General features: G+C 59.5%; 12 protein-coding genes and 1 pseudogene. 4 read left to right on the top strand and 9 right to left on the bottom strand.

Annotated features, from left to right (window positions below):
- Nucleotides 1–127: pseudogene (locus tag VSR68_RS27210) on the top strand (IS630 family transposase); the annotation flags it as partial.
- Between the two features lie 27 nt (nucleotides 128–154).
- On the opposite strand, the gene VSR68_RS27215 reads toward VSR68_RS27210, so the two are convergent.
- The 5 genes from VSR68_RS27215 to dsbD all read right to left on the bottom strand — a co-directional run bounded on the left by VSR68_RS27215 (nucleotide 155) and on the right by dsbD (nucleotide 7050).
- The gene (locus VSR68_RS27215; protein ID WP_342933276.1) at nucleotides 155–1459 is read right to left on the bottom strand and encodes a cytochrome c; all 1305 of its coding nucleotides are present in this window, start codon (nucleotides 1457–1459) and stop codon (nucleotides 155–157) included.
- A gap of 32 nt (nucleotides 1460–1491) precedes the next feature.
- The gene (locus VSR68_RS27220; RefSeq protein WP_342942816.1) at nucleotides 1492–3270 is read right to left on the bottom strand and encodes a GMC family oxidoreductase; all 1779 of its coding nucleotides are present in this window, start codon (nucleotides 3268–3270) and stop codon (nucleotides 1492–1494) included.
- 5 nt (nucleotides 3271–3275) lie between these two features.
- Nucleotides 3276–4019, bottom strand: a complete 744-nt coding sequence (locus VSR68_RS27225; RefSeq protein ID WP_342933274.1) for a gluconate 2-dehydrogenase subunit 3 family protein — start codon at nucleotides 4017–4019, stop codon at nucleotides 3276–3278.
- Between the two features lie 218 nt (nucleotides 4020–4237).
- The gene (gene dsbG, locus VSR68_RS27230; protein ID WP_342942817.1) at nucleotides 4238–5098 is read right to left on the bottom strand and encodes a thiol:disulfide interchange protein DsbG; all 861 of its coding nucleotides are present in this window, start codon (nucleotides 5096–5098) and stop codon (nucleotides 4238–4240) included.
- 74 nt (nucleotides 5099–5172) lie between these two features.
- A complete protein-coding gene (gene dsbD, locus VSR68_RS27235) occupies nucleotides 5173–7050 on the bottom strand; it encodes a protein-disulfide reductase DsbD (RefSeq protein ID WP_342942818.1) in 1878 nt (625 codons plus the stop codon).
- Between the two features lie 187 nt (nucleotides 7051–7237).
- Between dsbD and VSR68_RS27240 the strand changes: the two genes are divergently transcribed.
- From VSR68_RS27240 to VSR68_RS27250, 3 genes are read left to right on the top strand one after another with little or no spacing between them, the layout of a single operon-like run.
- Nucleotides 7238–7903: a response regulator gene (locus tag VSR68_RS27240; RefSeq protein WP_342942819.1), complete on the top strand. Its 666-nt coding sequence runs from the start codon at nucleotides 7238–7240 to the stop codon at nucleotides 7901–7903.
- Nucleotides 7903–9339, top strand: a complete 1437-nt coding sequence (locus tag VSR68_RS27245) for an ATP-binding protein (RefSeq protein ID WP_342942820.1) — start codon at nucleotides 7903–7905, stop codon at nucleotides 9337–9339. The genes VSR68_RS27240 and VSR68_RS27245 overlap by 1 nt, the downstream gene beginning before the upstream one ends.
- 10 nt (nucleotides 9340–9349) lie before the next feature.
- A complete protein-coding gene (locus VSR68_RS27250; protein WP_342942821.1) occupies nucleotides 9350–10153 on the top strand; it encodes a TlpA disulfide reductase family protein in 804 nt (267 codons plus the stop codon).
- Between the two features lie 15 nt (nucleotides 10154–10168).
- On the opposite strand, the gene VSR68_RS27255 is transcribed toward VSR68_RS27250, so the two are convergent.
- The 4 genes from VSR68_RS27255 to VSR68_RS27270 form a co-directional block, all read right to left on the bottom strand.
- Complete coding sequence (locus VSR68_RS27255; protein WP_342933268.1) at nucleotides 10169–10597, bottom strand: nuclear transport factor 2 family protein; 429 nt, start codon at nucleotides 10595–10597, stop codon at nucleotides 10169–10171.
- Nucleotides 10598–10677: 80 nt separating this feature from the next.
- Nucleotides 10678–12243, bottom strand: a complete 1566-nt coding sequence (locus tag VSR68_RS27260; protein WP_342942822.1) for an MFS transporter — start codon at nucleotides 12241–12243, stop codon at nucleotides 10678–10680.
- A gap of 56 nt (nucleotides 12244–12299) precedes the next feature.
- Nucleotides 12300–13613 (bottom strand): MFS transporter, encoded by a 1314-nt coding sequence (locus VSR68_RS27265; RefSeq protein WP_342942823.1) that lies wholly within the window; start codon nucleotides 13611–13613, stop codon nucleotides 12300–12302.
- Between the two features lie 76 nt (nucleotides 13614–13689).
- Complete coding sequence (locus VSR68_RS27270) at nucleotides 13690–14613, bottom strand: hydroxyacid dehydrogenase (protein WP_342933265.1); 924 nt, start codon at nucleotides 14611–14613, stop codon at nucleotides 13690–13692.

The following is a 14613-nucleotide window of genomic DNA, read 5'->3' on the forward strand; positions in this document are numbered from 1 at the left end:
ACGTATCGATCAATTTGTCTCCCACTACAACCAAAACTGCGAGCCATTCATGTGGACTGCTACCGCTGATTCCATCCTCGCCAAGCTACAAAGACTTTGTACGCGAATCAGCGGAACGACACACTAGTTTTTCGATTCACCGGATAACCCGATGTCATTTAATCGCCTTACGTACCTTGGTAACCTGCGCCTCGGTCACCGCGGGCGCTTGATTGCCCCAACTCGAACGCACGAAAGTCAAGACATCGGCGACATCTCGATCGCTTAGGCGCCAACCGAATCCCGGCATCGCGAAATGCGCTGGAGCCGCCTTCGTCCAAGGCATTTCATCTCCCTCCAGAACAATATGTATCAGCGACGTAGGATCACGCGAGTTGACAACGCTGGACAATGCAAGCGTCGGGAAGGTACCGTCGTAGCCGCTACCGCTCGTGCGGTGGCAGGCCGCGCAATTGTCGACGAATGTGTGTGCGCCGTTGCTGTGATCGGTACCCAAGCGCAGCGCTTGATATGCGGCGCGGTCGGCCGTCAGTGCCGTGCTCGAACCGTCGGCGGGTTTTAGTGTCTTCAGATACGCGGCGATCGCCTGTAGGTCCGCATCGGTCATATGCTGCGTGCTATCCTGTACAACCTGAGCCATGCCGCCAAAGGCCGCCGAGTGCGCAGTGCGGCCGCTTTTCAGAAACGCGACGATCTCCGCTTCCGTCCAGTTCCCGAGGCCGTCCCTCTGATCCCCCCGGAGACTCTTCGCGAGATAGCCATCGATCACGCCGCCCGAGAGGAATGTCTTACCGTCGTCAGTCAGCACCTTTTCTTGCAGACCGAAACCCCGTGGCGTATGGCATGCGCTGCAGTGCCCCAGTCCTTCGACCAGATAGCGGCCACGCAAAATGGGATCGTTCGAGACAGGCGCATCATCGCTGATCGCATCGGGGGCAAACGCCATGCGCCAAAAGCGCAGCGGCCAGCGCATTGACAACGGCCATGGAATGTCTGCCGGCTTATTCACCTGCGACACAGGCTGCACACCGTTCATGAAGTATGCATAGAGCGCCTTCACATCGGATGGCTTGACCTTCGAGTACGACACGTACGGCATGGCCGGATACAAACTCCCACCGTCTTTCGCAATGCCACGACGCACCGCATTGTCGAAGTCTTGGAATGTGTAACTGCCGATACCCGTTCGTTTATCGGGCGTGATATTGGTCGAATAGATTTTGCCGATAGGTGAATCAATCGCCAGACCGCCCGAGAACGGCTTGCCGCCCTTCGACGTGTGACATGCAATACAGTCCCCGGCGGCTGCAAGATAACGACCTCGCTCGATCAGCGCACGGTCGGCGCTCGTATCCAGCGGCTTCGCAATCTCTGTGTTTGCAGCCGGCGCGGACGTTGGCTCCTGCGCAAACGCAACCCATGCAGCACCCGCCAACACAACAGACGACACGACGGTCATCGTCACTCTCATCATTGTCATCGCGGTGCTCTTCAGGTTTGAACCAGCGCAGCGCCGGGATTTTTGAGGTATTGTTCGCGGATCGCCTTCGCCGAGTGATAAGCGAGCGCAACCACCACTCCCGTCGGGTTGTAGCCCATGTTCTGCGGAAATGCAGACGCACCCAGCACGAACACGTTCGGCACATCCCAGCTTTGCAAATATTTGTTCACTACACTGGTCTGGGGAGATGAACCCATGACTGCGCCGCCCGTCGTGTGCGTCGATTGGTATACGCGGGTGTCGTAACGCTGTCCCTTCTTGCGAATTGCACGGAAATACTTCTCCGGTTTCATCGCCTTGGCTACTTCCTCCATGCGTGTACCGATGTGGTCCAGCATCGCGTATTCATTGTCGTGCCAGTCGAACGTCATGCGCAGAAGCGGTTGCCCATACTTGTCGCGATAGGTCGGGTCCAAATCCAGGTACGCGTCGCGGTACGGCATCACCGAACCCGCAATGGCGATCGTCATATAACGCTGATAGGCGTCGCTGACCCCTGCCTTCCAGGCGCTACCCCATGTCGGAGTGCCCGGAACCGTCGGCGCCTGCTTGATCGGGCGCCCTCCCGTCCGGACATGACGAATGCTGGCGCCGCCTAGAAAGCCAAGCGGACCGTGATCGAACTGATCACCGTTCAGATCATCCATGCTGACGCCACCCGCGCCGGCGCCGACGAATGGGTTCAATTGCGTCCCCTTCGGCAGCAAAACGTTGATGCCGCCGTTCATTTGGTACGCATAGTTTCGGCCGACTACGCCTTCTCCCGTCTTCGGGTCGTAGGGCTTGCCGATACCGGAAAGCAGCAACAAACGCACGTTGTGCATCTGGAACGCAGCAAGGATCACCATGTCCGCCGGCTGCTCCACTTCCCGGCCTTGCGCGTCGATGTAGACCACGCCTGTCGCACGCTTCTTGTCCGCGGTGAGCAGCACCTTCGTCACCTGCGCCTTCGTACGCAACTCGAAGTTCGGCTTTTTCAGCAAGACCGGAAGAATCGTGGTCTGCGGCGACGCCTTCGAGTACATATAACAACCGAAGTCTTCGCAAAAGCCGCAGAAGTTGCACGGCCCGAGACGGACGCCATATGGGTTCGTATACGGCTGCGATGCGTTGGCAGCCGGCGCCGGATAGGGATGGAAGCCGACTTCGCGGGCAGCCTTTTCGAACAGGGACGCACCGAGTCCATTCTTGAGCGGCGGCGTCACGTATTCACTGCTTCGCACGCCCTCAAGGGGATTGCCGCCGGCTTGCAGCTTGCCGTTCAGATTGCCCGCCTTGCCGGACGTGCCGAATACCTTTTCGGCGAAATCGAAGAACGGCTCCAACTCCTCGTACGTCACACCGAAGTCCTGCACTTGCATTCCTTCGGGAATGAACTTCTTGCCGTAGCGCTGTTCATAGCGCGTGCGCAATTGAAGCTCTTCCGGCAATATCCGGTAGTGCATGCCGTTCCAGTGGAATCCGGAACCGCCCACTCCGGTACCCAGCAGGAACGAACCGTGTTGACGGTAGGGCACCGCCAGATCGTCAACGCCGTGGCGGACCGTCACCGTCTCCGCGGAAAGATCCTGAAAGAGCTCGCCACGCACCGCATACTTGAGTTCGTCGATGACCTTGGGATAGTTCGCGTCGGTAGGCGTATCGCGCATGGCGCCACGCTCCAGCGCGACAACGTTGAGTCCTGCGGCCGTCAATTCCTGCCCAAGAATCGCACCCGTCCATCCAAACCCCACAATGACGCAATCGACCTTATCTTTCTTGATTGCCACCGCATTTACCCCCGCCTACCATCGATCGACACAGGACCATACGGGTACTTGACCCCCGGCTGCTCGATCCAATCCGCAAAGTCGGCACGCGCCCCCGGAAATCCGACCAGTTTCCAGCCGATCATGTCCTTGTTCCCGCCGTAAATCGGGTCTGCCAGAAAACCTTCCTTCGTATTACCGAGTAGCAGCGAGAAGAAAGTTCGAGCCGGCACCGTATCGAAATGCACCTTGTTGTGCTCGATATCGAGGAGCACCGCGTCCTGCAGCTTGGTCTCGAGTTGAGAGAACGTCTTGCCGCCGTACCGTTTAGCGCAGTAGCCGTCGCATTCCTTGATGCCGTGACGATAGATGTCACGCGGCGTCATATTCATCTGATAACCCAGTTCTGGGGGCTGGTCAGGATGAAACGGGCCTTGCATGTACCAGAGTTTTCCGTGCCCATAGGCAGTCTCCATCTGGCGATCAATGTACTCGGGCACTCCGGCCTTCAATGCACCAGGGCCAAGGCCATCTTCGGGAATCAGACGGTCGACTGCCGATTGGACGAATGCCCATTCGGCATCGGCAAAAAAGGTGGGATGGTAGGCTGCCGAGTTCTGGCCGGCGCCTGAAACAGGCGCAGACGAAGCGTGATCGTTGTTTTCACTACATGCGGTTTGAAGGGTTGCGCCGGTCGCAACTGTCGCCGCGGGAACAATGGCCAACACTTGTCGCAAGAAGCGACGGCGCGGCTCCTCCTGGTGAGACATGGTCTATACACCTGATATTGGAATTGAACGCAAGACGCCCCGCAGCCTCGTATCAGTTCAACCAGCCCCAACTGCGCGCGAGTTCCACCTCGCGGCCTAGCAATCCGAGAAAAACTGGCGGCGCGCGACTATCCGACTGGTGCGCATTGTCCGAGATCTCTCCTTGGCAAACAAACCAGAAAAACTTTAAACAACAGATAGAAAAGCTTCCTCATCCACTACTGCGCTCCAAAAATGGCAGCAAGCTGAGAAGACGGCGCGCCCAAAGACGTCTGCAGCAGCCCGTGCGCGTCTTCCCAATAGAGCGCGGGCGTGGCGTCCGCGCCCAGTGCGGCCATTAGTTGCCCGTTCTCGTCCAGTTTCCGCTTCGTCGCGGCATCGATGGTCGCGAGCGGAGCAATCCCCGTCGAATCGAGCGACTTCATGTGCCCCGGAGCGTTGTTCGCATTGACGTTGTATTGCGTCGCCTCGTGATCGCGGAACGCTTGCTCCGGGTGCTGGGCAGCCAATAGCGCAGCTGCCTTTCCATAGCTCGTCGGCGTCAGGATGCCAACGATAATGTTGCGCACCTGGACCTTGCCCGCTTTCACCCACGGCTGCGAATCCGCCCACAAGCGACTGCAGTACGGACAATTCGGATCGGTGAACACGTAGACGATACGTTGGGCGGCCGGATTGCCGTCGACGATCCAATGACTGTGCTCGAGCTGCCCCCATACGCCACCGCTCAACCGTGTCCCGACCGCCTTCTCCAGCGGAGACTTCGTCAAATCGTTGGCTTGCGCATCGATCATCGTACCGACGATCACATACTTTCCATCGTCGGTGCTGTAGAACGCGAGGGGCTGCTGCCCTTTGAACGCCGCCCACCCTTTCATTCCGGGCAGCGCCGGTAACGTCGGTCCGACGATCTGCATGCCGGTTTCCTTGCTTAGCGTTTGGAGTGCAGCCGGAATCGACGTTCCGCCCGGGGGCCCGTTGCGGCCGCGCTCCGCGCCCATTGCCACCAAGGCCGAGGCCGCCGCAGTCAGCGTCAGAGCGCTCGCTGCATACATGATGAATTTGGTTCGCGAAGTCATAGTTTCCTTTTCGGTTCGTGGACGTTGGTCGTTAGGCGAATCTGCCGTCCCGCGCAAGCTAGCTGCGAGACGATTCATGAACCTGCTGAAAGTGCGGAAAGCAGTTGAGCGGTATCGGCTTCGCCCACTAGCCTGGATCGGCGACGCTCCTGCCCGTCCGGATCGAAGAACACCAAGGTCGGTGGTCCCACAACATCGAATGTCTTCATCAGCGCTTGTGCATCGGCATCCGGTTGAGTCACATCCGCCTTGATCAGCGCGATCGACCCGAGCGCGTCAATCGCCTTGGGATCGGTGAAGACCGTGCGATCGATGGTCTTGCATGAGGTGCACCAGTCCGCCGTGAAATCGACCATCACGCCGTTCCCTTTCCTTCTAGCATCGGCAAGCGCCGCTTGCATCGCGGGCAAACTTCGGACGGTTGTAAAATGCAGCTCATCGGCTGTGCCAGCAACGTGTGATGCGCGAGCCGATGGCGCGAAAACGGCGAGAGGTTGAAAAAGGCTCGTTGCACCCGCCAATGCGCCGACGAGCGCGGCACCCCCCCAAATCCCGCTGAACGCTGCCCCACTTCGACACAGTACCGCCGCCGCGATCGATCGCATCGATGCACGCGCGAGCGTCGCAGCAACGGCGAGCAGCCATGCTCCCCATGCCGCGAGAGCGACTTGTTCGGGCAGCACGCGATCGATGATCGTGAGGGAAGTAGCAAGCAAGGCAAAACCCATCGCGACATTCACGCGATTCATCCACGCACCGGGACGAGGCATGTATCGCGCACCCAAGGTGCCGACGACAAGAAGCGGAATGCCCAGCCCGATTCCGAGCGTCAGCAGCAAAAGCGCGCCCCAGCCGATATCGCCCGATCGCGCGATGTAAAGCAACGTTCCGGCGAGCGGCGCTGTCATGCACGGCCCCACCAGCAACGCGGAAAATATGCCGCTGACCGCGGCGCCGACTACTGTGCCCGGTTTCGCGCTGCCGCCACCCTTGGTTAACTTGTCGCGAATGCGCCCCGGCAACTGCAACGTATAGAATCCAAACGTCGACAGTGCCAACGCGGCCAAAACGACAGCGAACAACGTGTTGATCCACCACTGCTGCAGCAAGACTTGCACGTTGTGCCCCGCCAGTGCCGCAATCAGCCCGAGTCCCGCATATACGAGCGCCATTGCTGTCACGAATGTCGAACAGAGCACGAATCCCCTGCCCCGCGTGGCGCGCGCGCCGACCACGAGCGAAGTGACGATAGGCAGCATCGGCAGCATGCAGGGCGTGAATGCCATCGCTAACCCGAGCGCGAAAAATACGGCGATAGCGGCGGCAGGACTCAGGTGGTGCAATGCGTTATCGATTGAGGCGTCCGTCGCACCCAGCGTCGATTGAAGCGCCGACTTGAATCCAACGTTCTGCGCTGATGGTGTTTCGCCCGCGGAGTCGACGTGCGGGACCGCATCGTTGCCCGCGTTTTCGTTCGCGACGTTCGCATGTACCGCATCTTGTCTACCCGCCACGTCGATTTCGCGGGTCTGCGGCGGAAAGCACACGCCTGCTTCGGCGCAACCTTGCCACGTCACGCGGATACGGCGCGCCCCACCGATATCGACGCGCGCTTCCTTCGCGCCGTGGTAGATCTCGACCACCCCGAAATTCGGATCAGCCTTCTTCTCGCCTGGTTCGGACTCGGTCTTGAGCGCGGCTCCATCTCGAGCATCCACCGCCGCGATACGGTCCCGATACAAGTAATAGCCTGGCGCGATATTGAAGTCGAGCACGAGCGACCGGGAATCCGTGCGATCCATGGAAGTTGACAGCGCAAACGCCTTGTCAGGGGACAAGAGCGTGTTCGGATCGACGGCATGAGCGGCGATAGGCACGAAACCAGCAAAGCCGGCCGCACCGGCAAAGAGTCCGCGGGTAACCAGCTTTTGCAGCATTCCAGCGATTTTCATCCAATATCGTCAGTCGAGAACCAAGTGGAGAGATCGAAAGGCCAGCAGGCCGGTCACGGAAGCACGGCCCCTCGGCGAAGCTCGAGACGAGCCGACGATACGGCGACAGAGTTAACAGTGGGTTAACGCGCGATCCGTTACCATTGGCGGCTACTATCCAGTGCGGCCGTTGGTATAGACACATCCGATGTTTCGTATTCTCCTCGTCGAAGACGACCCTTCACTCGCTGTCGGCATCAGTGCAGGCCTACGCATGGCTGGTTTTTCCGTCGAGCGCGTAGGCTCCGGCGCGCGCTCGCATATTGCGATGGGGGAGAAGCACTTCGACCTCGTGCTGCTCGACCTTGGCCTGCCGGACCAAGACGGACTCGAAGTGCTGAAGACTTGGCGCGCGCGGGAAATCGTCACCCCCGTTCTCGTCGTAACCGCGCGCGACTCCATCGAACATCGCATTGAAGGCTTGACGTCCGGAGCCGATGACTACGTAATCAAACCATTCGACCTTGGCGAACTCATCGCACGCGTGCATGCGCTCATTCGGCGGGCGACGGCAGTTGGCATGGATACGCTGCAGCACGGGCGGTTGCGCTTTTCTCTATCGACCGGTGCCGCCTGGCTCGATGACGAGCCCGTCGCGCTGTCGCGCCGGGAGACGGTGCTCCTAAGTGTGCTATTGAGGCAACCACAAGCGGTATATAGTGTTGACCAGTTGCGCGCCTATCTCTACGGTTCGGACGACTGCATCGAAAGCAATGCACTCAGCGTTCACATTCACCACCTCCGGCGCAAGCTCGGCATGCAAGTGATCGAGACAGTGCGAGGTATCGGTTACCGCCTAGGGAACTTGAACTGATGCCCGATCTCGGAAGTCTACGATTTAGACTGCTCGCCATCATCGGCATCTCGACCGTGCTACTGACCGGCGCGACGAGCCTATGGATGTTCCGCGCGGTACAGACCGAGCTGACTCACACGCTCGACAGCCGCCTGACAGCGTCAGCACGCATGGTCGCCGGCATGCTGGCCACGCAACTGCAAGGCCCCCAAAGCCAGTTCGATAAGAGCGCGGCTGCAGCGTCGCCCGCTGCCGCGCCCGTCACCGATAGCTTGGCCTGCGAAATCAGCGTGATGAGCGGCGGCAAGGCCCTGCGTACGATCGCGCGCACCGTCAATGGCCCGAGCTGGGGCGACCTCGGGCCGGGATTCTCAACAGAAACGTTTTCCGGCGAACGCTGGCGCACCTATTCGCTTCTGGTCGGCAATTTGCGAGTCACGACCGCCGATCGCATGTCAGTGCGTTCCATGCTGCAGCGCGACCTGGCGTTTACGGCGCTCCTGCCGTTCTCGATAGCCTTTCTCGGCGTGATGGCGATGATCTGGATGGGCGTTTCTCGCGGTTTGGCACCACTCGAACGGATCCGGAAGATCGTGGCGGCGCGCAGCCCCGGCGACGATAATCCGATTTCGTTTCCGAATGTGCCGTCGGAGCTCGTGCCGCTCACCGACACCATTCAGCAGTTGGTATCGCGTATGTCGGCCGCCATGGCGCGCGAGCGCCAATTCACCGACGCCGCTGCACACGAACTTCGTACACCGCTTGCCGGCGTCAAGCTGCATCTACAGGTGCTGCGAATGGCCATCGATATCCGCTCCAGCCCCGCCGAGGTCGGTACCTCGCTCGATCTCGCGCAATCCGATGTCAGGCGGATGCAGCATGTCTTGGATCAGTTGCTTCGGCTCGCTCGAGTGGAGACATCGGCAAGCTCCGATTCGATCGAGGATCGTTGCGATGCGCAGACAACAGCTATGGGCGTGTTGGACGAGTTGGGTAGCGCGACTGGCGAGCAAGATCGCCTAGTCTTGTACAGCACCCTCGCCGAACCTGTCGATGCCGCAATGCCCGAAACGCTGCTCGCTATGGCGCTGCGGAATCTATTGGACAATGCATTGCGTTATTCGCCAGAACTCGCACCCGTTACTTTTACGCTATCGAGAGGTGGCGAGGACACGGTCTCCTTCATCGTCGAAGACAACGGACCGGGGATGACCGAGGCCCAGATTGCGGAAGCGCCCCGGAGGTTCTGGCGTGGACACAGCGATTCGGAAGGCAGTGGTCTCGGGCTCGCCATCGTCGCCGCGATCGCGAACCGTGTGCATGGCCGGCTGGTACTGGCTGACCGCGCCGACCGCGCCGGCCTGCGCGCGACCCTTCACGTGCCATGCGCGCAAGTACCCGTTCGCAACGGAATGTCCGCGCGATCGCGGGCTGCCCTTCCCCGCACGATTTGATTGCATCGCCATGTCGATCGGTTCGCTCGCCCTCCCCATCCCGCCGCTGATCTTCATGTTTAGCGTCGCGGTCGCATTGCTGGTTGGTTGGATGGCGGCGAGCCATCGCAGCGCGATCGACGCGGACATCTTTGCCATCGTTGCCGGCGGCCTAGTCGCCGCACGCGTCGCATTCGTGCTTCGATTGTTGCCCCTATACCGGCACGACTGGGGAGCAATGTTCGATATCCGCGACCTCGGCTTCGATCCGCTCGTCGGCATGGCCGCGGGTACGCTCATCGCCGCTTGGCGGCTACTACGAAGCAAGGCATCGCGATTGCCGCTCGCGCTGTCGCTGACGGCCGGCCTAATCTCCCACGCGTCGGCCCGGTCATTGATCGACGAGTGGCATGCTTCGCCGACCATTCCGCCGGTCGCATTGCAATCTCTAGACGGCGCGCCGGGTACTCTAGGAACGGACGGCATGCCCACGGTCGTGAACCTCTGGGCGACATGGTGCCCACCGTGCCAAGAGGAATTGCCCGCATTTGCCCAAGCTCAGGCGGAACATCCGGGCATACGTTTCGTGTTCGTCGATGAAGGCGAAGCGGCACAGACGGTTCGGCGCTATTTCGAGCGGCACTCGCTGCTGCTCGGCAACACGTGGCTAGACCAAAGTTCGACGCTCGCAGAGCGCGTTCGCACCGCCGGTTTCCCTGCTACGTTGTTTTACGATCGCAATGGCCGATTGCTGGAAACGCATCTCGGGCCATTTTCAGCCGCGACGTTGCACGATGCGCTGGAGCATCACTTCGGGTCGGCAGCCGCAAGGTAGGGCTGCCGATCCGCCTTAGTAGCTTGCTTTCGCCGGTTTGGCATCGATCTGCCACGTTTCGCTGACGATCCGAGCATTACGGTAAGTCAGGATGTAACGCACGCGGATCGGCTGCTTGCCCTCGAACATGACATTGGCCGTTACGCTAGCACCCTTCGGGTTCGCGGCCTCTTCGACTGCGTCGATCGACACCTTCATCTGCCCCTGGACCTTTGTGAACTTTTCCCACACGCCGCGAATCGCGTCGGTGCCCGTGTAGGTGCCGTCCAGCGGGCCGCCGACCCAATTGAATTGCGCGTTGTCGGCGTAGCCACGCATCAACTGCGCGACGTCGCCGGACGCGATGGCCTCGAAGTGTTGCTGCGCGTCGGACGACGGCATGTCGGCCAGCGCGGCGGTCGATGCGATTGCGACTACGGCAGCGAGTGCGAATTTCTTGATCATGAGATATCCGAAATATGAAATTGAGCGGACTGCGCGGTAGTAGACGTTCGCCGTCTCGCTTTATTCCATCCTGGGCCAAATTAATCCGCGATCGGCACGGACTGCGCGGAGCTACGTAGCTGGCTATTGGGCATTTTCAACGAGACCGAGAAGAGCAAGGCCGCAAAGATGGCGCCGGTCGTATATACGAGGTGGAAACTATGCCCCACGTCGCTGAGGGCCGATGCTACGCTGGCCCCACCCATGTCGACGACCTTGTCGGACGTACCATGGGCCGCCAGGGAAACGGACTTTGCGCCCCGCGCGGCCGCACTTGCCAAACTTCCGACGCCAGACGCTATCAATGCCCCGGCCAAAGTCGATCCGCTCGCGCCCCCCACAGAACGCAACACGAGTAGCGCGCCCGTCCCTGCACCGATATCCTCGGTGCGCAGTGCGTTTTGTGCGCTGGTCATCGATCCGATCAGACAAACTCCTACGCCGAATCCGGTAACCATCATTCCTACGATGACCGACCATAGCGGAGCGTCCAAGGGAAGCACTGACAGCAGCAGCAAACCGCAAATACTCTGCATCGACGCGATCCGCAGTGCGGCTCGCATTCTGCCGAAATGCTGAGCCCATTTACTTCCCGTTATGTTCCCGAGCGCACTCGCGAGCATGAACGGCGCAACATAGATTCCAGACTGACCAGCCGTATCGCCGCGAGCGAATTGAAAGTACAGCGGGATCGAAAACAGACAAAGGAATACCAGCACAGACGCGAGCGTCGAGACTGAAATACTGCTGACGAAACTCGAGCTTCTAAATATTTGAGGAGGTAGCAATGGATCGCGAGCGCGTAGTTCCTGGATGATGAGGCAGAACATCAAGACGACGCTTGCTCCGACCAGCCCGAAAATCTCTATCGAATTCCAGGCGTAAACGTTTCCACCCCACCCAAGCGCAAGCAGTGAGAGGGAAAGGGCCCCGGAAAGCAAAACCATCCCAACGATATCGAGCGTCGGCCGCCGTATCCATGCAGGTGCCGTTAGCCGACGCATTCCACTCTGGCAAACGAATACGGCTAAAAGTCCGAGGGGAAGATTGATCCAGAAGATCCATCGCCAAGAGATGCTCTGAGCCACCAACCCGCCGAGGACGGGGCCGCTGAGAGACGCGGTTGCCCATACCGCGGAGATATATCCCTGATAACGCCCCCGCTCGCGAGGCGCAACGACGTCGGCGATGGCGGCCTGAGTGAGCGCGGTTAGCCCCCCGCCTCCCAAGCCTTGAAGCGCGCGAAATCCGATGAGTTGTGGGAGCGACTGTGCCATGCCGCAGAGAACGGACGTTGTGACGAATCCAACGATGCACGTCAGCAGAAGCAACCGCCGCCCGTATAGGTCGGAGAGTTTCGCATACACCGGAGTGCTGACGGTCGAGGTGATCAAATAGGCCGCCACGATCCACGACAGTTGATCGTAAGAGCCCAGATCATGTGCCATCGCCGGAATAGCGGGGATGACGGCTGTCTGATCGAGGGCGGCGAGTAGAATGCATATCACCACACCGAACATCACCCGCACGATCTCTTGGTGAGAAAACGTGATGGACGCTTGGTCGACGACTTCTCGTTCGTTGGGTAACTTTAACGATTCCACCATGATTCCATTTCGTTGACGTTGCAAAGCTGCGCAGCCCATCCCGAGCGACCGCAAGTTCAATGTGGGGCGACCAAGTCCGGGGTGCCTCCGATGACTCTTTCGGGGATGGCTATCGGTGTGCGGACCACAATCAGATAAATGAACGCAGCCACAGTCGAGACAACTGCAGCGCTCAGGAAGGCACCGACGAACGAGTGCGTCTGGTCGACGACGATACCAGTAACAAGAGGCGCAAACGCACCGCCTAGGAATGCGCCGAATGCCATGATGCTTCCGAGCGAGCCGACGATATGGCGTGGCGCAACAACATTCACCAGCATCCAGCACGCGCCGCTCGCAACATAAAGAAAGAGGAAAGCAATCGACAGCAAGACTACGATCGACACAACGCTGTCGGCAAACGCGACGAATACGGTGAACACGGACGCCAGCGTCAACCCGACGCAAATCGGCCATTTCCGACTATTGATGGGTGTCACTCCACGCCTTGCGAGCGCATCGACAATGAAACCGCTAGAAAACATTGCGATCGTTCCAAATACATATGGAATCGAAAGAACCCAGCCGGCCTGGGCGATCGAAAGATGGAACCTCTGCTCGACGTAAGCAGGTAGCCAGGTCAGGTACAGCCACACCATGTACACGACGCCGATGAAACCCAACGTCATGCCGATCGTCGTTCGCGATCCCGCCAGACTACGCCACGCTGCGAAAGAGATGGCCCTTTGGCCTGTCCCTGGATTCTCTCCCTCTTCCAGGTAACGCTCTTCCTCTCGCGTAAGCGCAACCTCATTCCGGTTTCGATATAGCAGGTACCAAACGGCGGCGGTGACTGCGCCCGCTCCCCCCATGATCATGAACATCCCCCGCCATCCGAACACAAGCATCAAGCCTGTCAGAAACGGCGGCGCGATTGCAGGCCCTATCGTCGAGCAAGTCTGAAAGATGCCCTGTGGGCGCCCCCGCTCCCTCAGCGGAAACCAGTCACAGATGATCTTCGGAACCGAAGGAAAGAGCGGTGTTTCGGTGATTCCCAATACGATGCGTGCGCCCAACATGAATTCCATCGAACCGGCCAGGCCGCCGGAAAACTGCGCAAGCGACCAAAGCAGCATGCCGAGTCCAATCATGATCCGACATCCTAGCCGATCGATTAGCGCACCCATCGGGATCTGCGAAAACGAGTAGGCGAAGAGAAACGCTGAAAGCAGCACGCCCATCTGGGTCGCGCTCAATCCAAGTTCATCGCGAACCGCATGGTTCGCAATAGCAAGCGTACTTCGGTCCAGAAAGTTGATTGCTCCCGCAATTGTGAGAATAATGACTGCCGTTCGTTGCGTGCGCTTCATGAGCATCGTCTTTTGCGTCATCTTTCGTCTCCTTCCAGGCACTCGCTGATGTTCGTGGGCAGGTTTCTCGACCTTGTCTCCACGGAGAGTCTCTGCATCACGCTAGCTCGCGCAAAACCTCCAATACGCGATCGACAACGAGCTCGGTCACGCGAGCCTCGGACTCGCGGGTGACCCCGGCGATATGCGGCGTTAAGATCAGGTTTTTCAGCCCGCGATACTGAGGACTCGCAACGAGCGGCTCGCGCTCGAAGGCATCGATCGCGGCGCCTCCGAGGTGCCCGGTTCTAAGCGCCGCGACAAGCGCTTCGTCATCTACGATCCCTCCCCGTGCGGCATTAATCAGAACCGCTCCGGGCTTCATGCCACGGATCCGTGCGGTGTCCATCAGCGCGCGGGTCTGCTCTGTCAACGGAACGTGCAATGTCACGACATCGCTGCATGCGAGCAACGATTCGAGTGACAGTCGCCGATAGCGAACCCCGACTGGATCATTGCTGTCGCTCACGTCATGAACCACCACCTGCATGCCGACTGCTTCAGCAAGCTCGGCCGTTACGCGCCCGATGCTTCCGAACCCGACAACGCCTAACGTCTTGCCGGCAACTTCGCGTCCGAGGTTCAGCCTTTCTTTGGGCCATGCGCCATCGACAACTTCTTCTGTCGAATGGTAAGCGCCACGAAGCAGCATCATCGCCGCCGCTATGACGTACTCGGCCACGCTGCGAGCGTTCGCACCCAAGGCTGGAATCACCGCAATTCCGCGAGCGGAACAGGTAAGCGTGTCGATGTTGTCGAGTCCGACGCCGAGCCGTCCTACCACTTTGCAACGTGGCATCGCGCTCAACAGCTCTCCCTTCACTTGGGTGAGCCTTCTAACGATCAACGCATCTGCCGTTTCGACTGCGCGCAACAGTTCATCAGGCTTGCCTACCAGATCAGGGTCGTAATGGACCGAATGCTCGAGCGTGAGCTTCTCTATCGCATTGGGGAGAATGCTTTCTGGGATAACGATATGCAT

Origin of the sequence: Paraburkholderia phymatum (assembly GCF_038900715.1) — a bacterium.
Classification (GTDB): Bacteria; Pseudomonadota; Gammaproteobacteria; order Burkholderiales; family Burkholderiaceae; genus Paraburkholderia; species Paraburkholderia phymatum_A.